This is a genomic window from Roseateles sp. FW301-B2 (assembly GCF_058788955.1).
In genome coordinates, this window is the sequence record NZ_JBYTBE010000012.1 from 92,229 (window position 1) to 115,516 (window position 23,288).

Here is a 23,288-nt window from a genome sequence, read left to right on the forward strand (position 1 = left end):
GGCTCAGTTGTTGCTGGTGGCCCGCACCTCGGCGAGCGTGGTGATGCCGGCAAGCACCTTGACGATGCCATCCTGGCGCAGCGTGCGCATGCCCTCGGCCATGCCGGCCTGCTGGATCTCCTCGGCGCGCGCGCCGGTCTGGATCAGGCGGCGTATCGGCCGCGTCACGCTCAGCAGCTCATGCAGGCCGGCGCGGCCCTTGAAGCCGGTCTGGTCGCATTGCGTGCAGCCGGGGCTGTGGAAATGCATCAGCTGGCCGTTCACGCCATGCTCGGTCAGCCAGTCGGCCAGCAGCGCCTCGCGCGTCGGCCGCTGGTCGGCGGCGAACACATGCAGATAGTCGTCCATCAGCTCGGTCAGCGCGGCCTCGCCGATGGGCTCCGAGCGGCGGCAGCTGGGGCACAGGCGGCGCACCAGGCGCTGCGCCAGCACGGCCAGCAGCGAGTCGGCGAAGTTGAATGGGTCCATACCCATGTCCAGCAGGCGCGTGACGGTCTCGGGCGCGCTGTTGGTGTGCAGGGTGGAGAGCACCAGGTGGCCGGTCAGCGAGGCTTCCACGGCGATCTGCGCGGTCTCTTCGTCGCGGATCTCGCCCACCATGATCACATCGGGATCGGCGCGCAGGAAGGCGCGCAGGGCCTTGGCAAAGGTCCAGTCGATCTTGGGATTCACCTGCACCTGGCGCAGGCCGGGCTGGGTGATTTCGACCGGGTCCTCGGCGGTCCAGATCTTGCGCTCGGGCGTGTTGATCTGGCTCAGCACCGAGTGCAGGGTGGTGGTCTTGCCCGAGCCGGTGGGGCCCACGCACAGCACCATGCCGTAGGGGCGCTGCACCGCGGCCTCGAGCTCGCGGCGGTTGTGCGGCGAGAGGCCCAGCTTGTCGATCGGGATGGGCCTGGCCGAGGCCAGGATGCGCATCACCACGTCTTCCAGGCCATTGCTGGTGGGAATGGTGGCGACGCGCAGCTCCAGCTTGTGCTGGGGCGAGAAGCGCGCGAAATTGATCTTGCCGTCCTGCGGCTTGCGGCGCTCGGAGATGTCGAGGTCGCACATGATCTTGATGCGCGCGATCATGGCGCTGCGATAGGTGTGCGGCAGCTCAAGATAGGGATGCAGCGCGCCATCCTTGCGGAAGCGGATCTTGAGCTTCTCGCGCCCCGGGTGGGTCTCGATATGGATGTCGGAGACGCCCTGCGCATGCGCTTCGATGATCATGGTGTTGATCATGCGCACCAGCGAGTTGTCGCTCTGCTCGATCGGGCTGTCGTCCTCGCGCGAGCTGCTCGCCAGGCCTTCGCGTTCCAGCGTCTCGACCAGCTTGTCGGCGTTGTCGAGCTCGAAATCCGCCTGCAGCGTCGGCAGCCCGAAGTCGCGGCTGCCGATCGGCTCGGAGCCGAAGCGGCCATAGGCGGCCGGGATCGCAAAGGCCAGGCTGCCCAGCTTGGCCAGCGTGGGCACGAGCTTGAGCTGGGAGACGAACTCGGCCTCGTCGATGGCGTCGCGCCGCGTCGGGTCCTCCATCGCCACGATCAGCTTGCCCTCGCGCAGCACCAGCGGCAGGATCTCCAACCGCTTGGCCACCGACAGCGGCAGCTTGCGGATGGCGTCGGGCTCGACCGGGAAATGCTCCACGTCGACGAGCGGATAGCCCATCTTGCGCGCCAGCGCCGACTGCAGCTGCTGGCGGCTCACGATGCCCTTGCGCACCAGCAGCTCGCCCAGCGGCACCGAGCGGTCCATGCGCTGCTGGGCCAGCGCATCCTCGAGCTGCTGCTGCGACACCAGGTCCAGCGCCAGCAGGGCCTCGCCGATGCGCACCATGGGCATGCGGGCCTGCTGCTCGATCGCCTGCAGCAGCTGATCGGCGGTGACGATCTGCTGCGCCACCAGGATGTCGCCGACGCGGCGGCTGCGCAGCTGCAGCTGCTCGCGTGCGGCTTCCTCCACCTGCTCCTCGGTGGCCAGGGCGTCCTGCACCAGCACCTCGCCGATGCGCTCACCGAGCTCGAAGTTGCCCAGCACCTCGCGCGGTATGAAGATGCAGCGCACCGCATCGTTGCCCTCGCTCAGCGGCGGGAACAGGAACAGGCCGTTGTGGTCGTGGCAATGGCCGATGGTGCTGCCGCTGATCTCGCCGCCGCCGTTGAAATGCACCTTGAAGCTGCTGCGCGGACGCTGGTCCAGGCTCAGGCGCACATCGGGCTGGTCGGTCTCGCGCGGCGCGGCCGGGATCACCCGCATCAGCTTGAGCGCGCGGATCTGCCCGAACTTCACCATCATGGCGTTGCGCGCCGGCGGTACGTTCACCTGCAGGGTGCGTTCGGCCGCCGAGATCTGCAGCACCGAGCCGACCGTGCGGCTGTTGTTGATGCCGATGATCTCGCAGGCCTCCGGGCCCAGATGCGGGCTGGGCTCGGGGTAGGCGGCAAAGGGCGGGGTGGGCCAGTGGAACTGCGCGTCGGGCGCCGCGTCGGAGCCGCTGTCTGGCTTGGGCGCATAGGGCCAGCTCAGTGGGGCGGACAGATCTGCGGACATCGCGTGGCTCCTGCGGGAAATCGTTGGGCTGGACGGGCAGGGCGATGCAAGCGCCACGGCACCTCGTGCCCGCATGCTAAGGCCTGGGCGGCCCTTTCATCGGCGGATTTGGCGCGCAGCGCCCACTCATTTCGGCGGTCACCCGGTAACAACCCGCATGGGTCGGTGGGCAGGTTTTGGCATGATGTTCACAAATTATCGATAAATCGCAATCTTTGCCCGCCCCCCTCATGCCCGCCTCCAAACTCAAAGCCGCGGGCCGCCAGAGCGCCGGCGGCATCGTCTCCTCCTCGCATCTGGTGTCGCCGCGCAGCCTCGAGCTGAGCGAGTTCGAGTTCGGCCTGATCGTGGCCTGGAACGCCTTCTCGCGCTGGGCCATGCGCTGCATGGCGGCGGCCGGCCGCGGCGATCTGGCCATCACCGATGTGCTGGTGCTGCACCATGTGAACCACCGGGCGCGCAACAAGAAGCTGGCTGACATCTGCTTCGTGCTCAATTACGAGGACACCCATGTGGTGGCCTATGCGCTGAAGAAGCTGCTGGCGGCCGGCCTGGTGGCCGCCGAGAAGCAGGGCAAGGAGGTGTTCTACACCCCTACCGCCGACGGCGAGGCCCTGGTGGAGCGCTACCGCGAGGTGCGCGAGACCTGCCTGATGGACAATTTCGAGCAGGAGCTGAACCACGACATCGGCGCCAACGCGCGCCTGCTGCGCAGCATGTCGGGCATGTATGACCAGGCGGCGCGTGCCGCCAGCTCGCTGTGAGCGCGCCGGCGCCGCCGGCCGGGCGCTGGCAGTTCTGGGTCGACCGCGGCGGCACCTTCACCGACCTGGTGGGGCGTGCGCCGGATGGCCGGCTGCACACCCTCAAGCTGCTGTCGGAAAACCCCGAGCAATACCGCGACGCCGCGGTGGAGGGCATACGCCGCCTGCTTGGCCTGCGGGCGCACGAGACCATCTCGCCCGCCCAGGTGGAATGCGTGAAGATGGGCACCACGGTGGCCACCAATGCGCTGCTGGAGCGCAAGGGCGAGCCCACCGTGCTGGTCATCACCCAGGGCTTTCGCGATGCGCTGCGCATCGCCTACCAGGCGCGGCCGCGCCTCTTCGATCGGCATATCCAGCTGCCCGAGCTGCTCTACGAGCGGGTCATCGAGGCGCGCGAGCGCGTCGGCGCCCATGGCGAGCTGGAACAGGCGCTCGACCTGGCGGACCTGCGCCTGCAGCTGCAGGCCGCCCGCCAGGCCGGGCTGCGCGCCTGCGCCATCGTCTTCATGCACGGCTATCGCTACCACGCCCATGAGCTGGCCGCGGCGGCGCTGGCGCGCGAGCTCGGCTTCGAGCAGGTCTCGGTCTCGCACCAGGTCAGCCCGCTGATGCGGCTGGTGGGGCGCGGCGACACCACCGTGGTGGACGCTTATCTCTCGCCCATCCTGCGCCGCTATGTGGAGCAGGTGGCGGCGCAGATGCCGGGCGTGCCGCTGCTGTTCATGCAGAGCAGCGGCGGCCTCACCGAGGCGGGGCAGTTCCAGGGCAAGGACGCGATCCTCTCCGGCCCTGCCGGCGGCATCGTCGGCATGGTGCGCACCGCCCTGCAGGCCGGCCATGCCAGGGTGATCGGCTTCGACATGGGCGGCACCTCCACCGATGTCTCGCATTACGCGGGCGAGTTCGAGCGCGCCTTCGAGACCCAGGTGGCGGGCGTGCGCATGCGCGCGCCGATGATGAGCATCCACACGGTGGCCGCCGGTGGGGGCTCGGTGATCCGCTTCGACGGCGCGCGCCTGCGCGTCGGCCCGGAGAGCGCCGGCGCCCATCCCGGCCCGGCCAGCTACCGGCGCGGCGGCCCGCTGGCGGTGACCGATGCCAATGTGCTGCTGGGCAAGATCCAGCCCGCGCATTTCCCCCATGTGTTCGGACCCCGGGCCGACGCGGCGCTGGACCTGGCCGCGGCGCGGCGCGGCTTCGAGGCCCTGGCGGCGCAGATCGGTGCCGCCACCGGCCGCGGCAGCAGCGCCGAGGAGGTGGCGGCCGGCGCGCTGCAGATCGCGGTGGCCTCGATGGCCAATGCCATCAAGCGCATCTCGGTGGCCAGGGGCTATGACGTCACCGGCTACACCCTGCAGTGTTTTGGCGGCGCCGGCGGCCAGCATGCCTGCCTGGTGGCCGACGCGCTGGGCATGTCGCGCGTGTTCGTGCACCCGCTGGCGGGCGTGCTGAGCGCCTATGGCATGGGCCTGGCCGATCAGGTGGCGATGCGCGAGGCGGCGGTCGAGCTGCCGCTGGATGCCGCCGGCCTGCGGCAGGCGCAGGCCCAGCTGGCGCGGCTGGCCGAGGCGGCGCGCGCCGAGCTGCTGGCCCAGGGCCTGCCGGCCGCGCGCCTGCAGACGCGCGCCCACCTGCTGCTGCGCTACCAGGGCACGGACACCGCCCTGCAAGTGCCCGCCGCGCAAGACCTGGCCCTGCTGCAGCAGGCCTTCGAGGCCGCCTACCGCCAGCGCTTTGCCTTCCTGATGCCGGGGCGCGCCCTGGTGATCGAGGCGGCTGTGGTGGAGGCGCTGGCGCCCGGGGAAGTGGCCGGTGGTGGGGCCGCGCAAGGCGCCGATGAGCAAGGGGGCGAGCCGCACGCGGCCGCGCCGCTGGAGCAGCTGCGCATGTATTGCGGCGGTGACGGCCAGCCGGCGGGCTGGCGTGCGGCCGGCCTCTACCAGCGCGAGCAGCTGCGCCCCGGCGCGCTGGTGCAGGGGCCGGCGGTGATCGCCGAGCGCAATGCCACCACGGTGGTCGAGCCCGGCTGGCAGGCCCGCATGAGCGCGGGCGGCTGCCTGGAGCTGCAGCGCGTGCTGCCGCGCCCGCAGGCCCAGGCGCTGGGCACGCGCGCCGATCCGGTGATGCTGGAGGTCTTCAACAACCTCTTCATGAACATCGCCGAGCAGATGGGGCTGCGCCTGCAGAACACCGCGCATTCGGTCAACATCAAGGAGCGCCTGGACTTCTCCTGCGCGCTGTTCGACGGCCAGGGCCAGCTGATCGCCAACGCGCCGCATATGCCGGTGCACCTGGGCTCGATGAGCGAATCGATCAAGACCGTGATTGCGCGCAACCCGGACATGCGGCCGGGCGATGTCTATGCGCTGAACGATCCTTACCATGGCGGCACGCACCTTCCGGATGTCACCGTCGTCACCCCGGTCTACCTGGATGGTGGCGCGGCACCGGTCTTCTACGTCGCCTCGCGCGGCCACCATGCCGATATCGGCGGCATCAGCCCGGGCTCGATGCCGCCGCTGTCCACGCGCATCGAGGAGGAGGGCGTGCTGCTGGACAACCTGCTGCTGCTGCGCGAGGGCCGGCTGCGCGAGGCCGAGTTGCGCGCCCTGCTGCTGGCAGGGCCCTGGCCCGCGCGCAACCCGGAGCAGACCCTGGCCGACCTGCGCGCCCAGGTGGCCGCCAACGAGAAGGGCGTGCAGGAGCTGCGCGCCATGGTGGCGCAGTACGGCCTGGAGACCGTGAACGCCTATATGGGCCATGTGCAGGACAACGCCGAGGAGGCGGTGCGCCGCGTCATCACGGCGCTGAAGGATGGCAGCTACAGCATGGAGCTGGACAACGGCGCCCGTATCGACGTGGCGCTGCGCGTGGACCGGGCGCGGCGCAGCGCGCAGATCGACTTTGGCGGCAGCAGCGCCCAGCTGCCCAACAACTTCAATGCGCCCAAGTCGGTCACCATGGCGGCGGTGCTGTACGTCTTCCGCAGCCTGGTGGACGACGAGATCCCGCTCAATGCCGGCTGCCTCAAGCCGCTGGAGGTGATCGTGCCCGAGGGCAGCATGCTCAATCCGCGCCATCCGGCCGCCGTGGTGGCGGGCAATGTCGAGACCTCCAGCTGCGTCACCAATGCCATCTATGGCGCGCTGGGCGTGATGGCGGCGGCGCAATGCACCATGAACAACTTCACCTTCGGCAACGCGCGCTACCAGTACTACGAGACCATCTCGGGCGGCTCGGGCGCGGGGCCGGGTTTTGCCGGGACCAGCGTGGTGCAGACACACATGACCAATTCGCGCCTCACCGACCCCGAGGTGCTGGAGTTCCGTTACCCGGTGCGGCTGGAGAGCTATGCGATCCGCGCCGGCTCGGGCGGCGCCGGGCGCTGGCGCGGCGGCGATGGCGGGGTGCGGCGCCTGCGCTTCCTGGAGGCCATGAGCGCCGGCATCCTCAGCAATGGCCGCAAGCAGGGCGCCTTCGGCATGGCCGGTGGCCTGCCCGGGGCGGTGGGGGTGAACCGCGTCGAGCGCGGCGATGGCAGCATCGAGTGGCTGGACCATATCGCCACGGTGGAGATGGCGCCGGGCGATGTGTTCGTGATCGAGACACCCGGCGGCGGCGGCTATGGATCAGCGGAGGACCAGACGATATGAAGAGCGGCACCATCTTGCTGACGGGCTTCGAGCCCTTCGGCGGCGAGCACATCAACCCCTCCTGGGAGGTGGCCCGGGCGCTGGACGGCGAGCAGGTGGCCGGCGCCCGCGTGCTGGCCTGGCAGCTGCCCTGCGTGTTCGGCGCGGCGCTGCAGAGCCTGGCCAAGGCGCTGGCCCAGCATCAGCCCCAGCTGGTGCTGGCGCTGGGCCAGGCCGCCGGGCGCAGCGAACTCTCGGTGGAGCGCGTGGCCATCAATGTGGATGACGCCCGCATCGCCGACAACCAGGGTAGCCAGCCGATCGACGAGGCGGTGATCGCGGATGCGCCGGCGGCCTACTTCTCGACCCTGCCCATCAAGTCCATGGTGGCGGCGCTGCGCGTGGCGGGCTATCCGGCGGGCATCTCGCAGAGCGCCGGCACCTTCGTCTGCAACCATGTGTTCTACGGCATGCAGCACCAGCTCGCCGGCAGCGCCGTGCGCAGCGGCTTCATGCACATTCCCCTGCTGCCCCAGCAGGCGGCGCTGCACCCGGGCCAGCCCAGCATGGCACTCGAGACCATGATCGCCGGCGTGCGCTTGGCGTTGGGCGTGGCCTGGCGCGTCAGGAACGATGTGCGCCAGGGCGGTGGCACGATCGCCTGAGGGCGCGCTACTCGTTCTCGCTGTAGCTGCGCCAGCGCTCGGTGGCCCGGCGCATCAGCGCCAGCTGGTCGACGATGCGCGGGCAGGCGTCGCAGGCCATCATGTGCAGCCGCAAGGCCAGGCGCTCGCGCCAGGGCAGTTGCAGCTCCTGCGCTTGCATGACCAGCAGGCTGACTTCCTTGCAGGTGCGCTTCAACAACGACATCAGGACTCCTTGGCGAGCTGCGCGCCCGAAAACCAGTTCAGCTGCAGGCATTCCCGCAAGCGCAGGCGGGCTCGGTGCAGCATCACCCAGAGATTGGTCGGGCTGATCGCGAGTTCCTTACAGATCTCGTCGGTCTCCAGCTCCAGCCATTCGCGCATCATGAAGAGCCGGCCCTGTTGCCCCGGCAGCAGCTCCACGCAGGCCTCCAGCACGCGCATGAAGTCCACTTGCCGCAGCGCATGCTCGGGGTCGCCCCAGTCCTGCGGCTGATCGCGCCAGTGGCCGGTGCTGTCGAACAGCTCGTCCTCGATCGGCTCGTCGTCTTCGCGCGTGGTGGAGAGCTCCCGGCTGTTGCGGCGGATCTGGTCGATCAGCTTGTGCTTGAGGATGCCGATCAGCCAGGTCTTGAGCTGCGACTGGCCGGCAAAGGTCTGCGGCCGCTCGATCGCGGCCAGCAGGGTGTCCGACACCGCGTCCTCGGCCCAGGCGGCATTGCGCAATTGCAGGCGCGCGTATTTCAGCAGCTGCGGTCGCAGGCGTTCGAGTTCGGCGGAGAAATCAGCCATCGGCGGTCCGGAAGAATGATTTTGTGGGCCCGAGTGTAAGGACTGGACGCTCGCTTGCGACACAAGGCTGGCGACGCGATGATGCGTCACTCCAGCAACCCTCTCTTTATTCAACACGGAGACTTTCCATGTCCACCAACAAGCTGATCTCTTCCGCCCTGCTCGCCGCCCTGACGCTCGGCGCCGTCGGCCAGGCCGTGGCCGCCGACGACAAGGCCGCCAAGGAAAAATGCTTCGGCATCGTCAAGGCCGGGCAGAACGACTGCGCCAACCTGAGCGGCAGCCACTCCTGCGCCGGCCAGGCCAAGACCGATGGCTCGCCGGACGAGTGGAAGTACGTGGCCAAGGGCAGTTGCAAGAAGGAAATGGGCCTGACGGCCGAGGAAGCCAAGGCCAAGCTGAAGAAGTAAGCCGCCGAACCAGCAACCACCATGAAGCATCTGGGCATAGGCTGGCGACAGCCGCATTACGCGCAACTGCTGGACGAGCGGCCGGCGCTGGGGTTCATCGAGGTGCACTCGGAGAACTTCTTTGCCGCCGGCGGCGCCAGCCGCCAGTTGCTGCGCGATGCGCGCGCCAGCTATGCGCTGAGCCTGCATGGCGTGGGCCTGGCGCTGGGTTCGGCCTGCGGGCTGGATGCCTGGCATCTGGAGCGCCTGGCCGAGCTGGTGGCGGACGTGCAGCCCCTGCGGGTATCCGACCACGCCAGCTTTGCCCGCGTGCAGCTGAGTGGCGAGGTCTCGCATGGCAACGACCTGCTGCCGATTGCCTTCAACGATGACAGCCTGGCGCTGATGCTGCGCCATGTGGACCAGGTGCAGCAGCGCCTGGGCCGCCAGCTGCTGGTGGAGAACCTCAGCGCCTACCTGGGCTGGCAGGGCGACACCCTGGCCGAACCCGAGTTCTTCAACGAGCTGACGCGGCGCAGCGGCTGCGGCCTGCTGCTGGACGTCAACAACCTGGTGGTGAATGCGCTCAACGAGGGCGACTCGGAGGCGCAAGCGGTTGCGCGCGCGTCGGCCTGGGTGGATGCGATCAGCCCCGGCACGGTGGGCGAGATCCACCTGGCCGGCTATGCGCGCACGCCGGACCTGGTGATCGACGACCATGGCAGCCGCGTGCATGCACCAGTCTGGCAGGTCTACCGCCATGCGCTGCGACGCCTCGGGCCGCTGCCCAGCCTGATCGAGTGGGACACCGATGTGCCCGCGCTGGCCGTGCTGCTGGACGAGGCCGCCATGGCCCAGGCCTGCATGGCCGAGCTGACGCCGGTGGAGGCCTGATGAGCGCGGGCGAGATCGAGCGCCAGCGTCAGCTGGTCCAGGCCGTGCTTGGCGGCACTGCCGAGGGGCCCTGGCGCGCACCGGCCGGCGTGCAGGGCGGGGCGGCACGCGGCCTGCTGGCCTACCGCCTGAATGCGGCGGCGCTCGCCGAGCGCGCCCTGGCCGCGGTGTTCGCGCAGTTGCGCGAGGCCATGGGTGCGAGCGAGTTTGCTGCCATGGCCTGGGCTTTCTGGCGCTGGCGGCCGCCGCGGCTTGGCGACATGGGCGAATGGGGCGCCGATCTGCATGATTTCCTGGCCGGCCAGCCCGAGATGGAGCCCGCCTGGCTGGATCTGAGCCGGCTGGAATGGGCACTGCACGCGACCGAGCGTGCGGCCGACGCCAGCCTGGATGCCGACAGCCTGCTGCGGCTCGGCGAACCCTCGCCCGGCCTGTTGCGGCTGCGCATGCGACCGGGCCTGCGGCTGCTGCCGGCCGACAGCCAGGGTCAGGTCTTGCTGGTGTGGCGCCAGGGCTGGCGCGCCCGGGCCGAGCCGCTGCCCGCGGCCCAGGCTCTGTTGATGGCGCAGCTGCTGGCCGGCGTCGATCTGCAATCCGCGCTGGATGCCTGCTTGGCGGCGCATCCGGACTTCGACTTCACGGCCTGGCTGCATGAGGCCTTGCTGCAGCAACAGCTGTGGCGCGTGGAACCCATAGGTGAACCGACATGAAACTCAATGCCTTGATGAAGAACGCGGCCTGGCTGGGCCTGACCGACGCCGGCGTGGACGACGCTGCCCGCCTGCCCGCCTGGTTGCGGACCCTGCTGAAACAGGCCCAGGCGCTGGTGCTGCTGGGCGCCAGGCTGTATGTGGCCCAGGTGTTCTGGCTCTCGGGCCTGACCAAGATCCGCGACTGGGGCACCACGCTGGCGCTGTTCCAGGACGAATACCATGTGCCGCTGCTGCCGCCCGAGCTGGCCGCCTACCTGGGCACCGGCGGTGAGCTGTGCCTGCCGGTGCTGCTGGTGCTGGGCCTGGGTGGCCGCTTCGCGGCCCTGGGCCTGAGCGTGATGAATGTGATGGCGGTGCTGAGCCTGGAGGAGATCGCACCGGCCGCCCTGGCCGGCCACCAGCTCTGGGGCGCGCTGCTGATCGGGCTGGCGCTGTGGGGGCCGGGGCGCTGGTCGCTGGATGCCTGGATGGCGCGGCGGCGCTGAGCCTTATTCCCTGGGCTGAAAGGTGATGACCAGCAGCGAGGGCACGCGGCCATCCACATCGCGCGGCAGGGTTTCGGTCTTGTCGATCGCGCGCAGCACGGCCTTGTCCCATTCGGCATCGCCGCTGGGCTTGATGATTTTCTTGCCGATGATGGTGCCGTCGGGGGCCACGCGCACTTCGACCTCGGTGACCGGGTTGCCGCTGGGCGTGTCCGCGTAAATGATGTTGGGCCGGATGCGCGCCTTGATGCGGCCGCCGTAGCTGGCCGAGGGCCCCGAGCTCTGCAGCGCGCTGCCGGTGGCACCCGGCCCGCCCGAGGCACCGGCCATGCCCTGGATGCGGCGCAGATTCTCCTGGCGCAGCGCTTCGCGCTTGGCCTCGGCCTGCTTGGACTCCTTCGCTTCCTTGGCCTCTTTGGCGGCGGCGGCCTCGGCCTGGCGCTGCTTCAAGGCCAGTTCTTCCTTCTTGGCCTGCTCTTTCTTGGCTAGCTCCTTGGCCTTGCGCTCGGCTTCCAGCTCGGCCAGGCGCTTCTGCTCGAGGTCCTTCTTCTTTTTCTCGGCCTTGGCGATGGCGATCTCGGCATCGCGCTGCGCCTGCAGCTCGCGCGGGTCGGGCTCGGCGGGTTTGGGTAATGTCTTGGTTTCAGGCTTAGGCTGAGGCTTGGGCGCTGGCGGCTCCTCGGGCGGCAACTGCTCGCGCGGGGCGGCGGCCTGGGGCACGGCGGCCCAGAGCTCGGCCTCGTAGGTGGGCAGGGTCTGGGTACGCCAGTGCACGCCGGCGCTCAGGGCCAGCACCAGCAGCAGGTGGGCCGCCACCGCAAAGGCAAAGCCGCGGCCCAGGCCCGGTGCCTGCGGCGGACGCAGCGGGTCGCGGTCGAGGTGAAAGCGTGAGGCCAGGGCGCTCATGGCGGCTGCGTGATCGCGGGTTCAGTTCTTGTTGGCGTCGGCGGGCGGGCCGTTGCGCACCGCCAGGCCCACGCGCGCGATGCCCGCGCTCTGCAGCACGTCCATGGCCTTCACCACCGCCTCGTACTTGACGCTGCGGTCGGCCGAGATCACCACCGGGGTGTTGCTGTCGCTGCCCTGGGCGGTCTTGACGCGCTCGGCCAGTTGCTTGAGCTGCACCGACTGCGGCTCTTCCTTGTCGAGCTTGAGCTTGAGCTTTTCATCGGCGCCCACGATCACATGGATCACATGCTCGGGCTGCTGGCGGCTCTTGCCCACCGAGGGCAGGTCCACCAGGCCGGTGGTGATGAGGGGCGCGCTCACCATGAAGATGATGAGCAGCACCAGCATCACGTCGATGAAGGGCACCATATTGATTTCATTGATGGTGCGGCGGCGTCCGCGGCCGCGCGAGGCGATGGCTGCCATGCTCTGTGCTCCGGCGCCTCAGCGCGTGTTGCCCTGCTGGCCGGCGGGGGCCGGCTGGCTGGCGTTGCGCTGCAGGATGTTGGAGAACTCCTCGATGAAGGTCTCCAGCGTGATGGCGCTGCGGTCGATCTGGCGCGCAAAGCGGTTGTAGGCCAGCACCGCGGGAATGGCGGCGAACAGGCCGATCGCGGTGGCCACCAGGGCCTCGGCAATGCCGGGCGCCACGGTGGCAAGCGTGACCTGCTGAAGGTTCGACAGGCCCACGAAGGCGTGCATGATGCCCCAGATGGTGCCGAACAGGCCCACATAGGGCGAGACCGAACCCACCGAGGCAAGGAAGGAGAGGTTGCTCTCCATCGCATCGAGCTCGCGCTGGAAACTGGCACGCATGGCGCGGCGGGCGCCGTCGAGCAGGGCGGTGGGCTCGACCACGCGGCGCTCGCGCAGCTTGAGGAACTCGCGCATGCCGGAGGCGAAGATGCGCTCCAGCGGCGCGCCCACGGTCTTGCTGGCGACGCTGCTGTAGAGCTCGTTGAGGTTCTTGCCGGACCAGAACTCGGTCTCGAAGGCCTCGTTGCTGGCCTTCACCCGGCCCAGCGAGATGAGCTTGCTGAAGATCACGCTCCAGCTCGCCAGCGAGACCAGCAAGAGCGCGGCGATCACCAGTTGCACCACCAGGCTGGCGTGGGCAATGAGGCTGAAGATGGACAGGTCTTGGTTCATGTCTCTGGAGAGTGGGTCAGGGCGCAGGCACGGCGATGGCCTGCAGGATGGCAGCGGGAATGCGGGTGGGTTTGAAATCGGCCGCGCCCACGCAGCCGATGCGGATCTCGCTCTCGGCCAGCAGCGTCTGGCCGCGCCAGGCCTGCTGGGCCAGGTCCATGCTGACACGGCCGAGCTTGATCGGCTTCACGGTGACGCGCAACTGATCGTCCAGGCGTGCCGGGCTGAGGTAGCGCACCTTGGTGGCACCGACCACGAACAGCGCGCCCAGTTCGGTGCGCAGGCGCTCCTGCTCGAAACCCAGGGCACGCAGCCATTCGGTGCGGGCGCGTTCGAAGAACTTCAGGTAGTTGGCATAGAACACCACGCCGCCGGCGTCGGTGTCTTCCCAGTAGACCCGCAGCGCGAACTCGAACGCTTCGCCAGCCTGCGTCATGCGCGTGCCTGCAGATAGGCGCGGATGCGCTGCAAGGCCTCGCGCAGGTCGTCCTGGCTGCTCGCAAACGAGAGCCGCATATAGCGCTCGCCAAAGGCCGGGCCGAAATCGCGTCCGGGCGTCAGCGCCACATGGCATGCGTGCATCAGCTCGAAGCAGAAATCCCAGCTGCTGTCCGAATAGGCCGAGACATCGGCCCAGGCGTAGAAGGCGCCGTCGGGCAGCACCGGCACCGGCAGGCCCATGGCCTCGAGCGCGGGCACCACCAGATCGCGGCGCGCGCGGAACTCGGCACGGCGGCGTTCGTACCCGGCCATCGCGTCGGCCTCGAAGCAGGCCAGCGCCGCATGCTGGGCCACCGCGGAGGCGCAGATGAAGAGGTTCTGGGTCAGCTTCTCGATCGGCGCCACCAGCGCCGGCGGCAGCACCAGCCAGCCCAGGCGCCAGCCGGTCATGCCGAAGTATTTGGAGAAGCTGTTCACCGAGATCACGTCCTCGCCCAGACCCAGCACGCTGTGGCCAAAGCGCTCGTCGTAGGACAGTCCGAGGTAGATCTCGTCGACGATGCTGATGCCGCCGCGCGCGCGCACCGCCGCCACGATGGCGCGCAGCTCATCGGGGTCGATGGAGGTGCCGGTGGGGTTGCTGGGCGAGGCCAGCAGCACGCCGCGGCTGTGCTCGTTCCAGGCGCTGGCGATCTGCGCCGCGCTGGGCTGGAAGCGCTGCGCCGGCCCGGCCGGCAACAGCACGGCGCGCGCATCCGTGGCGGCGACGAAATGGCGGTTGCAGGGGTAGCAGGGGTCGGGCATCAGCACCTCGTCGCCCGCCTCGAACAGGGCCAGGCAGGCGAGCTGCAGGGCCGCCGAGGCGCCGGCGGTGATGACGATGCGCTCGGGCGCAATGGCCAGACCGAAATGCTGCGCATACCAGCGCGACAGCGCCTCGCGCAGCGCTGGCAGGCCGGTGGCCGGCGTGTATTGCGTGCGGCCTTGCGTGATGCAGGCCTGCGCGGCCGCTTGCACGGCCGGGGCCGCGGCAAAGTCGGGCTCGCCGATGTTCAGGTAGATCATGCGCCGGCCACCCTGGGCCGGGTCGCAGGCCGGGCTGCGCGCGATCTCCGCGGCGGCCTTGGCGCATTCCATCACGTAGAAGGGCTCGATGTGGTCGAGCCGCCGGGCCAGCTTCATGCCTTGACTCAGAACTTGCTTCAGGAGCGCTTGCGGGCGGCGTCAACCTCGCGCGGGCGCAGGTCGACGGCGGCACGGTCCAGCACGGCATTTACATACTTGTGGCCGTCGGTGCCGCCGAAGGACTTGGCCAGTTCCACCGCCTCGTTCACCGCCACCTTGTAGGGCACGTCCATGCAATGCTTGAGCTCGTAGGCGCCGATCATCAGCACCGCATGCTCGATGGGCGAGAGTTCGGTGGTCTTGCGGTCCACATGGCGCGAGAGCACCGCGTCGAGGTCGGCGGCCTCGAGGATGCAGCCGTGCAGCAGGGCGTCGAAATGCGCCGTGTCGCTCTTGGCAAAGCCATCCTGTTCGCGCGTGTGGGCATCGACCGAGCCGGCGTCTTCACCGGTGAGCAGCCATTGGTAGAGGCCTTGCAGGGCCAGCTCGCGGGCACGCCGGCGCGCCGATTTGGCGGGCGCACGTTTGGCCGCTGGCTTGGCCGCGGGCTTCTTGTTTTCGTTCTCGCTCACTGCAGTTCTTTCATCAAATTGGCCATCTCCACCGCCACACGGGCGGCATCTCGACCTTTTTCCTCGGTGCGTGCCCAGGCTTGTGCTTCGTTTTCGACCGTCAGCACCGCGTTCGCGATCGGGATGCTGCTGTCCAGCGAGACGCGCGTCACGCCGGCGCCGCTTTCATTGGCCACCAACTCGAAGTGATAGGTCTCACCGCGGATGATGCAACCCAGCGCCACCAGCGCGTCGTAATGCTCGCTGTCGGCCATGGCTTGCAGGGCGATGGACACCTCCAGCGCGCCCGGCACGGTGATGTGGCGGATATGGCGCTCGGGCACGCCCAGGGCCAGCAGCTCCTGGGTGCAGGCCGCGGCCAGCGCGCTGGTGATCTTGTCGTTGAAGCGCGCCTGCACCAGGCCGATGCGCAGGTTCTGGCCGTCCAGCGAGGCGGCCTGGCCCTTGTCTGATCCTTGCATGGTGTCTGCTTCCTCAGCTTGCGTTGCCAGCGGCCACAAAGCCGGTGACCTCGAGACCATAGCCCGTCATGCTGGGCATGCGGCGCGGGCTGCCCAGCAGCTTCATCTTGTGCACGCCCAGCTCGCGCAGGATCTGCGCGCCCACGCCATAGGTGCGCAGGTCCATGCTGCTGGCAGCAGGTGCGGCGGCCTCGGGCTGCAGGCGGCCCAGCAGGGCCTCGGTGTCCTCGCCGGCGTTGAGCAGCAGCGCGGCACCGCGGCCTTCGGCCTGGATCTGCGCGAGTGCCTGGGGCAGGGGCCAGGAATGGCTGCAGGGTCCGATGTCCAGCAGGTCCAGGGCCGAGAAGGGCTCGTGCACGCGCACGGTGACTTCCTCGCCGGGCTGCCAGCTGCCCAGCGTGAGGGCCAGATGCAGGGCGCCGGTGCGGTCGCGGAACACCTGGCAGTCGAAGTCGCCCTGCGGCGTGCGCATGCTGCGCGTGGCGACGCGCTGCACCAGCGATTCGTTGCGGCTGCGGTATTCGATCAGGTCGGCGATGGTGCCGATCTTGAGACCATGCTCCTTGGCGAAGATCTCCAGGTCCGGCAGGCGCGCCATGGTGCCGTCGTCCTTCATGATCTCGCAGATCACCGCGGCGGGCGTGAGCCCGGCCATCTGCGACAGATCGCAACCCGCCTCGGTATGGCCGGCACGCATCAGCACGCCGCCGTCCTGGGCCTGCAGCGGGAAGATATGGCCGGGCTGCACCAGGTCGCGGGCCTCGGCGCCACGCGCCACCGCGGCCTGCACGGTGCGGGCGCGGTCGGCCGCCGAGATGCCGGTGGTGACGCCGGTGGCAGCCTCGATGGAGACCGTGAAGGCGGTGCCATGCTTGGTGCCGTTGCGCGTGGCCATGGGCGGCAGCTGCAGGCGCTCGCAGCGCTCGCGGGTGAGCGTCAGGCAGATCAGGCCGCGGCCGTACTTGGCCATGAAGTTGATGGCCTCGGGCGTGACATGCTCGGCCGCGAGCACGAGGTCGCCCTCGTTTTCGCGGTCTTCTTCGTCAACCAGGATGACCATGCGGCCGGCCGCCAGTTCGGCCACCAGCTCGGGGATAGGGGATATCGGCATGGGCGCCATTGTAGGCGGCCCGGGACGCGGCCGACGGCTGCGGCTTGGTGCCAGCCACCTTAATGCCAGCCACCGATCGGCCGAAGGCGAAGGCGCAGGTCGCTGCCGACGCGGTCGACCGCCTGCCAATCCCAGCTCTGCACGCCGTCCAGGCTTTGCAGGGCGTCCAGCGCGGCGAGATCGCGGCCGGGGCCGATCAGCTTGGGGGCCAGATAGAGCAGCAGCTCGTCGACCAGGCGCTCGCGCAGCAGCGAGGCATTCAGCTTGTGGCCGGCCTCGACGTGCAGCTCGTTGATGCCGCGCTGCCCCAGGTGCAGCAGCAGTGCGGGCAGGTCGACCTTGCCGGCCGGACCGGGCAGGCCGACGATTTCTGCGCCGCTGTCGCGCAAGGCGCGCGCCGCGGGGCCATCCAGATCGACCTGCCCGCAGGCCAGCAGGACCTTGCCGGGCGGCTGCAGGATGCGCGCCTGCGGCGAGGTCTCGAGGCGTGCGTCCACGATCACGCGCAGGGGCTGCAGATAGGTGTCGATTCCGCGCACGTCCAGGCGCGGGTCATCCTCGCGCACCGTGCCGATGCCGGTGAGGACGGCACCGGCGCGCTTGCGCCAGCGGTGCCCGTCCAGCCGTGCCTCAGGCCCGGTGATCCATTGGCTGACACCATTCTCGAGCGCGGTGCGCCCGTCCAGGGAGGCGGCGAGCTTCATGCGCACGAAGGGGCGCCGGCGCAGCATGCGCGAGAAAAAGCCGATATTGAGCTCGCGCGCCGGCCCGGCCAGCAGGCCATGCTCGACGGCGATGCCGGCGCCGGCCAGGCGCGCCAGGCCTTGGCCGGCGACGAGGGGGTTGGGGTCGGTGGCCGCCGCCACCACGCGTGCCAGGCCCGCGGCGATCAGGGCATCGCAGCAGGGCGGGGTGCGGCCATGGTGCGAGCAGGGCTCCAGGGTCACATAGGCGGTGGCGCCGAGCGCGCTGTGGCCTCGCGCCTGCAGATCGTGCAGCGCCATCACCTCGGCGTGGGCCTGGCCCGCCGCCTGGGTGTGCCCGACCCCAAGCACCAGGCCCTTCGCATCGGTGATGACGCAGCCCACGCGCGGATTCGGCTCGCTCAGGCCGATGGCGAGCTCGGCGAGCGCCAGGGCGTGGGCCATGGCATCGCCATCATTGACGTGGTGATCGGGGAAGCTCTGCACAGACATGCGCGCAGTCTAGCCGGGCTGGCTGGACGCCCCGTCCCGCAGCACCCTCGCGCTCAGGGCTGCAGCTGGGCGGTGGCGGTGTTGATGAAGCGGCCGTTGGCGGGATCGGCGGGCTGCCCAGCGGGGCAGCTGTTGGCATAGCTCACCACCAGGAAATTCTGCCTGGACAGGGGGCTGTTGACCTTGACGTAGTCGGCCGGATGCTCGGTGTTGTCGATCGTGCCGTTGCCGTCGTAGTCGGCGCTGTAGCGGCAGACGCGGTAATTGCCGGCGCCCAGCGCGATGCCGCTCAGATTGAGCCGGCCCGACCATGTCGTGGTGGCGGCATCCTTCGTGTAGACGACACAGTAATAGGCCACCACGCTCTGCGCGCCTGCCAGCTCGGGGGCATTGTCAAAACATTCGTAGGCAGGGGTCAGATAGTCGGAGGGAACCGTGACGGCGATCTGCACATCCATCGGCAGGGCCGAGCTAGCCGGTGCCTCCGGGTCGGCCAAGGGGCCGGTGGAGAAGCGTACGAAGCCGCTTACCAGGAAACCCATGCCGATGAAGTTGGTCTTGCAGGTGGCGACATCGGCCAGCACGATGTCGTCCAGTGGCTTGTTGACGTCGCACTTGCCGGTGATCATGCCGGTCAGGTTATTGAACACCCAGACCAGCACGGAGGCATTCGCCGGCTTGAACGCGCTGTTCCCATCGCCCAGATTCTTCGCACCGGTCGGGATCTGCGCGCTGCGCTCAAGCGGCCGGCGGGCCGGCGCACCCTCAACGGGTTGCTGAAGGAATGCCGCAAGGGCAGGATCGACGCGCGACACCAGGGAATCAAGCTGCAGCACAACGGGGGCGCCCGTACGATCGCTCCAGCGCACCGTTGTGTTGACCGAGGTCACCCCGTATTGCGGCAGCGCCGCGACCTTGCGCGAGATCGAGAAGCTCGTGTTGGTGCCCGTGGACAAGGTGTCTTCACCATCGGCGATGCTGGCAAAGGCCCGCACGCCCGACGCGGGATTGGCGGGCAGCGTCAACTCGGAAAACGCGCGCTGCAACTCCACATCCTGCTGCGACAGGCGTATCGCCTCACCACGCTGCTTGGCCACATCGGCGCTGCGCCGGAAATTTGCCTGCAGGCCAGCGAGCGCAACCATGCCGAACGCCATCACGACCACCGCCACCATGGCCTCGATGAGGGTCACGCCGCGCTGGAGTTGTGCTGAGGATTTGGACATGCTGCTCAGTTGAAGGTCGGTGCCCAACTGCCGGGTACGCGCACAAAGGCGCCGTGTTGCTTGTTCAGGATCGAAATGACCTGAGGGTCGTAGGCCAGGTCAACCAGGCCGATGGCACTGAAACTTCCTTGTGTCACCATGGCGCCTATCAATTGCGAGGGCAGGGCGCTGGCGTTGGTCCAAGTCACATTGCCCGTCACATAGACGACTCCATAGATCTGGATCGGGCCGGTCACGGTCAGATTGCCGTTCACGATCATCAGCACCGGGGCAGCGGCGCTGCCAATCACCTGGTTGCTGGCCAAGGTGGCCGCGGTGTCCACCCATAAGACGTCAGCGCCCGAATTGGCAGCTGCGCCAATTGGGGGCACGCAATCGCCGGGGCACTGCACGGTCCGTACATTGGGTTGGCCCTGATAGCGGGCCAGCGACATGCCGAAGTACATGCGGAACATATTGGCAGGCAGCAGATTGGGGTCTTGCTGGACGATGGCATCCAAAGCCGGCGTGCCCGGCACGCTGGTGAGCCGATCCGAGCTGCCCAGCAGCTGGCCACCGGTCTGTAGCACCAGCCCGTTGGTGCTCGGGTCGCTGTTGTGCAGGCCCAGGTTGGCGCCCAGGTTGACATCCAGCGCAGCCACCAATGGGCTCGCTGGAGGCATGCGCAAGGCGCTCAGGAAACCGAGCCCGACGGTGACCGAGGTCTGCCCCACCGCGCTGTCCACCATGTTTTGGTTGAAGGTCGCGCAATCGGACAGCAGGCTGCTGCAGCCGATGACGTTGAGCAGCACGATATTGGATTGCGTGCCAAGGCCGGGAAAGCGCACGCCAAAACTGGGCTGCAGGATGCTGCTGTCGCGAGCTGGGCTGGCGGCCGGCCCCACGGCCGGACATTGACAGTCCCAGCTGTTTTCACCACTGGCCGTGCACCCGGCACGGCTGTAATTGACCGCAGGCAGTACCGGACCATAGCCTTGTGTGGACAAGGCCGTCAGATAGCGCTGCCTGAAACTCGTGCCCGCCGCCGCGCTGGCCTGGCAACTGGCGTTCAAATTTCCACCATTGAGCATGGCGATTGCCCACTCGATGCCAGATTCCGCCGCTTCGGCGGCAACGCCGGAGCGGAAGTAGTTGCTGGCGATGCGTTGCTCGAACACAAGGTTGCGGTTGGCATAGGCTGCCATCATGGCGAGCACGAAGAACAGCACCATCACGGTGACGAGCGTGGCCGCACCTTGCTGGGCCTTGGCGCCCGGGGCTCGAGGGAAACGAACGGTGCTCATGGCATTAGGGGCAGGCCCCAGTAATGACTTCATCGTTGCGCACCCGTGCGCTCAACGTCAGGGTACGGTCGACGGCCGCGTCGTGCGCGGCTACCCCCCGTATCCTGATTTGCACGTCGTGCACCTGCAGGGCGGGCGGGCAATTCGCCAAGCCATTGCAAGGGGACAGACAATAGTCGGGCAGCGGAACGGCTTGCGTATTGAGCGTGACGGCAAAGTCCCTCACCTCTAGCACGGCCGGATCCGTCAATGGCTGGTAGCTGCCCCCCAGGCGATATTCGAGCCTGCCACTGCGTAGCCGGAAGCCATGCTGTTCGGCGGCCAGCGGCAACACCGCCGGCGGCGCATGACTCAGCTTGTCATCGGAATACGCGTAAGTGACCTCATTGCCTGCAGTAACAACCGGAACGCCGTCGAGCAACACCCGCAGGCCGCCATAGGGATTGCTGTTGGGTGCAGTGTTGCTGGGTGCCCATACCGATGTACTCGCCGAACTCCAGGCGCCGGCACGCCGGATATCGCGCAACATCATGTCCGCGGCGGCGCGCAAGTCCTGCTGCACCTGCGTTTCCAGCACCAGACGTTTGTGATCTCCGATCTGGCTGGTGGCCATCACCACGGCACCGGCGACCACGATCATGCCGACGGCCAAACCCACCATGAGTTCGACCAAGGTCATGCCGTGCTGCAGCGTGCGTCTCACTGACATGGCGCAACTCCTGGCATGGACTGGTCGGGCGAGCAGGTGGCAATACGTCCGAGCGGATTCATGCTGATCAGCAATTGCCCGACCCGCCTGCCCTGGACCAGCACAGCGAAGTTGCTGGGAATTGGCGCCAGCTGGGGGCCGCTGAACCTCATCTTGTCGCCCGCCTGCGGCTTTAATTCCACGCCGGTCTGGCTTGCGACCGCAACCGTTTTTGACTCGGTCTGCTGGAAGTTGCAGGCCGAGGCCGGGGCGCGCGTGCAGTCACAGCTGCCCAGCGGGCCGATGGACATCGCCACCGTGTAGCAGCTTTGGCTGGCATTACGACCAAACCAAAGCTGCAATTCCGTTGCTCTGAGCCCCGCCTCGGAGCGTGCATAAGCGAGATTGGCGCGCAATTCGGCAGCGACGGCCTCGACGCGGTAACGCGACAGCATATCGGCCAGATTCGGCCACGCCACGCCCAGCAGCACGCCGAGGATGGCAAGTGCCACCATCACCTCGACGAGGCTGACGCCGCGATGTTGATGTTGTACGCTCATTTGGGCCAACACTTGTCCGAGCTATCCGCGCTGGATCCATCCACGGCCTGGTACTTCGCCGTGCCTCCCTTCATCGTGATGGACAGGTTGGCGCAGTCGCTGTCTGCCGTTTGCAGGCCGCCAGCGCGGGGCGTGGCGACAAGCGTGTAGCCCGTTGCCGACGCATTCTGGATGGCAATGTCGTAGTGTTTGGCTGCAGCGTTGGCCAGCAGGCCCAACTCCGCCATGGAGTCTGTGTAGGCTGGTTTGTTGGCGCGCCAGCGCTCCTGCGCCTGCTGCACCGTGGCCAGTGCGGAATAGGCATCGGCGCGGCGGCTTTTGGATACGTACTGGCGGTAGGTGGGTAGGGCGACCACGGCCAGTATCACCAAGATGCTCAGCGTGACCATCAGTTCAACCAGGGTGAATCCAGCCTCAACCGTGGCTACACGATGCCATTTTTGCGTGGAAGGGGGCTGCTTGCTCACGGCCCGATTATTTGGTGTTGACTCGTGACAAGCTGCACGAATTGGCGCCGCCTGTCAGCTCGGGCGCACCGCTCATCCATACCCCCCCTTGCTTGAGGGGGGGCTTAGCAGCGGGGCAGGGCGCCCCGGTCGGTATCCGGCGAACAGGACCTGATCCGTCCCATGATGCTGACGATGTGCCGCACCATGGCGCCGTCCCTGAGTCGCACGTCTATCGTGCCGGCGGGGCTGGCCGTGCCCTGTTCACCCTTGAAGGTTATGCGGTTGACATTGGCGCGTATGCTCATTGCACCGTTGCTGGGCAGCCAAGCGGCTCGAATCAATGCGCCCGCGTCGCCACAGCTGACCTTGCCGGCGTTGTCGCAACTGCAGTCTGTCGTCTGGCCGATATGCATCCAATAGCAGGAGCCTTCGGCTGTGTCGGCAAAGCTAAGATGGATGCTGTTGCCGCTGCGTATCGATTCACTGCGGGCTAATTGCAGGTCCACGTAGAGTTGCGAGGCAATTGCATGCAGACGGTTGCGCTCGCGCAAGGCCCTCATGGCTTGCAGCGCGGGCAGCGACAGCAGGCACAGTATCGCGAGGCAGATGCAGATTTCCAGCAAGGAGACACCGCTGGAGTTGCGCAACGGGGCCGAGCGTCGCTGCTGTCTTGAGCCGTTCATGTAGCACCTCGCCGTTCAAGCCTTGGCGGTGCTGAAAACTTAGCTCGCCGTGTTCGGTGTTTCATTCACACCGAAGAGGGAGCGGGGCGAAGCTCAGATCTCGCGAATCAACTGGCGGAACTCGTCCACATCCTCGAAGCTGCGATAGACCGAGGCAAAGCGTACATAGGCCACTTTGTCGATGCGCTTGAGCTCGCGCATCACCAACTCACCCAGCCGGGTGGAGGGGATTTCCTTGGCACCGCTGGCGAGCAGTTTTTCGTGGATGCGCTCCAGGGCCGCATCGATCTGCTCAATGCTCACCGGACGCTTGCGCAGCGCCAGTTGCATGGAGGCGCGCACCTTGCTCGGATCGAACTCGGCGCGCGTGCCATCCTTCTTGACCACCGCGGGCATGGCGATTTCCGCCCGTTCGTAGGTGGTGAAGCGTTTCTCGCAGCCCTGGCAGCGGCGCCGCCGACGCACCACGTCGCCCTCGTCGGACTCCCGGGTCTCGGCAACCTGGGTTTCGTGATGTCCGCAGAAAGGGCAACGCATGCGACGGG

Annotated in this window: 26 protein-coding genes; 7 read left to right on the forward strand and 19 right to left on the reverse strand. The window is 68.1% G+C overall.

Translation table 11 applies throughout. The features are described from left to right. Positions 1 to 3 precede the first annotated feature (3 nt). Positions 4 to 2,535, reverse strand: coding sequence for a GspE/PulE family protein (locus AC3WQY_RS10650; RefSeq protein ID WP_492708156.1), 2,532 nt, complete (start codon positions 2,533 to 2,535; stop codon positions 4 to 6). 230 nt (positions 2,536 to 2,765) lie between these two features. On the opposite strand from AC3WQY_RS10650, the gene AC3WQY_RS10655 reads away from it, so the two are divergent. The 3 genes from AC3WQY_RS10655 to pcp are packed head-to-tail and all read left to right on the forward strand — an operon-like array spanning position 2,766 to position 7,599. Then, positions 2,766 to 3,299 carry a winged helix DNA-binding protein gene (locus AC3WQY_RS10655; protein ID WP_492708158.1) on the forward strand — a complete coding sequence of 178 codons (534 nt, stop codon included), beginning with the start codon at positions 2,766 to 2,768 and terminating at the stop codon, positions 3,297 to 3,299. Further along, positions 3,296 to 6,955 (forward strand): hydantoinase B/oxoprolinase family protein, encoded by a 3,660-nt coding sequence (locus AC3WQY_RS10660; protein ID WP_492708160.1) that lies wholly within the window; start codon positions 3,296 to 3,298, stop codon positions 6,953 to 6,955. The genes AC3WQY_RS10655 and AC3WQY_RS10660 overlap by 4 nt, the downstream gene beginning before the upstream one ends. Continuing rightward, positions 6,952 to 7,599 (forward strand): pyroglutamyl-peptidase I, encoded by a 648-nt coding sequence (pcp, locus tag AC3WQY_RS10665; RefSeq protein ID WP_492708162.1) that lies wholly within the window; start codon positions 6,952 to 6,954, stop codon positions 7,597 to 7,599. Before AC3WQY_RS10660 ends, pcp begins: the two co-directional genes overlap by 4 nt. A 7-nt stretch (positions 7,600 to 7,606) precedes the next feature. Here the strand turns inward: pcp and AC3WQY_RS10670 are convergent, their stop codons facing one another. After that, positions 7,607 to 7,804, reverse strand: coding sequence for an anti-sigma factor family protein (locus tag AC3WQY_RS10670; protein WP_285232074.1), 198 nt, complete (start codon positions 7,802 to 7,804; stop codon positions 7,607 to 7,609). Beyond that, positions 7,804 to 8,370, reverse strand: a complete 567-nt coding sequence (locus AC3WQY_RS10675) for a sigma-70 family RNA polymerase sigma factor (RefSeq protein ID WP_285232075.1) — start codon at positions 8,368 to 8,370, stop codon at positions 7,804 to 7,806. Before AC3WQY_RS10675 ends, AC3WQY_RS10670 begins: the two co-directional genes overlap by 1 nt. Positions 8,371 to 8,498: 128 nt before the next feature. Between AC3WQY_RS10675 and AC3WQY_RS10680 the strand changes: the two genes are divergently transcribed. From AC3WQY_RS10680 to AC3WQY_RS10695, 4 genes are read left to right on the forward strand one after another with little or no spacing between them, the layout of a single operon-like run. Continuing rightward, entirely contained in the window at positions 8,499 to 8,780 is a 282-nt protein-coding gene (locus AC3WQY_RS10680; protein ID WP_285232076.1) for a BufA1 family periplasmic bufferin-type metallophore, read from the forward strand. Positions 8,781 to 8,801: 21 nt separating this feature from the next. Next, positions 8,802 to 9,653 (forward strand): MbnB/TglH/ChrH family RiPP precursor modification enzyme, encoded by an 852-nt coding sequence (locus AC3WQY_RS10685; protein WP_492708167.1) that lies wholly within the window; start codon positions 8,802 to 8,804, stop codon positions 9,651 to 9,653. Beyond that, the gene (locus AC3WQY_RS10690; protein ID WP_492708169.1) at positions 9,653 to 10,363 is read left to right on the forward strand and encodes an HvfC/BufC family peptide modification chaperone; all 711 of its coding nucleotides are present in this window, start codon (positions 9,653 to 9,655) and stop codon (positions 10,361 to 10,363) included. Before AC3WQY_RS10685 ends, AC3WQY_RS10690 begins: the two co-directional genes overlap by 1 nt. Then, positions 10,360 to 10,851, forward strand: coding sequence for a DoxX family protein (locus tag AC3WQY_RS10695; protein ID WP_492708171.1), 492 nt, complete (start codon positions 10,360 to 10,362; stop codon positions 10,849 to 10,851). Before AC3WQY_RS10690 ends, AC3WQY_RS10695 begins: the two co-directional genes overlap by 4 nt. A 3-nt stretch (positions 10,852 to 10,854) precedes the next feature. On the opposite strand, the gene tolA is transcribed toward AC3WQY_RS10695, so the two are convergent. The 16 genes from tolA to nrdR all read right to left on the reverse strand — a co-directional run bounded on the left by tolA (position 10,855) and on the right by nrdR (position 23,280). Next, positions 10,855 to 11,757: a cell envelope integrity protein TolA gene (tolA, locus tag AC3WQY_RS10700; protein ID WP_492708174.1), complete on the reverse strand. Its 903-nt coding sequence runs from the start codon at positions 11,755 to 11,757 to the stop codon at positions 10,855 to 10,857. Positions 11,758 to 11,778: 21 nt separating this feature from the next. Then, positions 11,779 to 12,225, reverse strand: coding sequence for a protein TolR (tolR, locus tag AC3WQY_RS10705; protein WP_492708176.1), 447 nt, complete (start codon positions 12,223 to 12,225; stop codon positions 11,779 to 11,781). Between the two features lie 18 nt (positions 12,226 to 12,243). Beyond that, entirely contained in the window at positions 12,244 to 12,948 is a 705-nt protein-coding gene (gene tolQ / locus AC3WQY_RS10710; protein WP_285232082.1) for a protein TolQ, read from the reverse strand. A 16-nt stretch (positions 12,949 to 12,964) separates the two neighbouring features. Then, positions 12,965 to 13,384, reverse strand: coding sequence for a tol-pal system-associated acyl-CoA thioesterase (gene ybgC, locus AC3WQY_RS10715; RefSeq protein ID WP_492708180.1), 420 nt, complete (start codon positions 13,382 to 13,384; stop codon positions 12,965 to 12,967). Further along, positions 13,381 to 14,571 (reverse strand): pyridoxal phosphate-dependent aminotransferase, encoded by a 1,191-nt coding sequence (locus AC3WQY_RS10720; RefSeq protein WP_492708182.1) that lies wholly within the window; start codon positions 14,569 to 14,571, stop codon positions 13,381 to 13,383. Before AC3WQY_RS10720 ends, ybgC begins: the two co-directional genes overlap by 4 nt. A gap of 20 nt (positions 14,572 to 14,591) precedes the next feature. Next, complete coding sequence (gene nusB / locus AC3WQY_RS10725) at positions 14,592 to 15,086, reverse strand: transcription antitermination factor NusB (protein WP_285232088.1); 495 nt, start codon at positions 15,084 to 15,086, stop codon at positions 14,592 to 14,594. Further along, a complete protein-coding gene (gene ribH / locus AC3WQY_RS10730; RefSeq protein ID WP_285232089.1) occupies positions 15,083 to 15,547 on the reverse strand; it encodes a 6,7-dimethyl-8-ribityllumazine synthase in 465 nt (154 codons plus the stop codon). The genes nusB and ribH overlap by 4 nt, the downstream gene beginning before the upstream one ends. 13 nt (positions 15,548 to 15,560) lie before the next feature. Then, positions 15,561 to 16,658, reverse strand: coding sequence for a bifunctional 3,4-dihydroxy-2-butanone-4-phosphate synthase/GTP cyclohydrolase II (gene ribBA / locus AC3WQY_RS10735; RefSeq protein ID WP_492708185.1), 1,098 nt, complete (start codon positions 16,656 to 16,658; stop codon positions 15,561 to 15,563). 59 nt (positions 16,659 to 16,717) lie between these two features. Next, complete coding sequence (gene ribD / locus AC3WQY_RS10740; protein WP_492708187.1) at positions 16,718 to 17,854, reverse strand: bifunctional diaminohydroxyphosphoribosylaminopyrimidine deaminase/5-amino-6-(5-phosphoribosylamino)uracil reductase RibD; 1,137 nt, start codon at positions 17,852 to 17,854, stop codon at positions 16,718 to 16,720. A gap of 53 nt (positions 17,855 to 17,907) precedes the next feature. Beyond that, complete coding sequence (locus AC3WQY_RS10745) at positions 17,908 to 19,080, reverse strand: prepilin-type N-terminal cleavage/methylation domain-containing protein (protein WP_492708189.1); 1,173 nt, start codon at positions 19,078 to 19,080, stop codon at positions 17,908 to 17,910. 5 nt (positions 19,081 to 19,085) lie between these two features. Beyond that, on the reverse strand, positions 19,086 to 20,363 hold the full coding sequence (locus AC3WQY_RS10750; protein WP_492708191.1) for a pilus assembly PilX family protein: 1,278 nt from the start codon (positions 20,361 to 20,363) through the stop codon (positions 19,086 to 19,088). Positions 20,364 to 20,367: 4 nt separating this feature from the next. Next, the gene (locus AC3WQY_RS10755; protein WP_492708193.1) at positions 20,368 to 21,072 is read right to left on the reverse strand and encodes a PilW family protein; all 705 of its coding nucleotides are present in this window, start codon (positions 21,070 to 21,072) and stop codon (positions 20,368 to 20,370) included. Continuing rightward, positions 21,063 to 21,611: a prepilin-type N-terminal cleavage/methylation domain-containing protein gene (locus AC3WQY_RS10760; protein ID WP_492708195.1), complete on the reverse strand. Its 549-nt coding sequence runs from the start codon at positions 21,609 to 21,611 to the stop codon at positions 21,063 to 21,065. Before AC3WQY_RS10760 ends, AC3WQY_RS10755 begins: the two co-directional genes overlap by 10 nt. Continuing rightward, the gene (locus AC3WQY_RS10765; protein WP_492708197.1) at positions 21,608 to 22,078 is read right to left on the reverse strand and encodes a type IV pilin protein; all 471 of its coding nucleotides are present in this window, start codon (positions 22,076 to 22,078) and stop codon (positions 21,608 to 21,610) included. The genes AC3WQY_RS10760 and AC3WQY_RS10765 overlap by 4 nt, the downstream gene beginning before the upstream one ends. Before the next feature lie 104 nt (positions 22,079 to 22,182). Further along, positions 22,183 to 22,743: a GspH/FimT family pseudopilin gene (locus AC3WQY_RS10770; protein WP_492708199.1), complete on the reverse strand. Its 561-nt coding sequence runs from the start codon at positions 22,741 to 22,743 to the stop codon at positions 22,183 to 22,185. Positions 22,744 to 22,836: 93 nt separating this feature from the next. Next, positions 22,837 to 23,280 (reverse strand): transcriptional regulator NrdR, encoded by a 444-nt coding sequence (nrdR, locus tag AC3WQY_RS10775; protein WP_285232098.1) that lies wholly within the window; start codon positions 23,278 to 23,280, stop codon positions 22,837 to 22,839. Between the last annotated feature and the right edge of the window lie 8 nt (positions 23,281 to 23,288).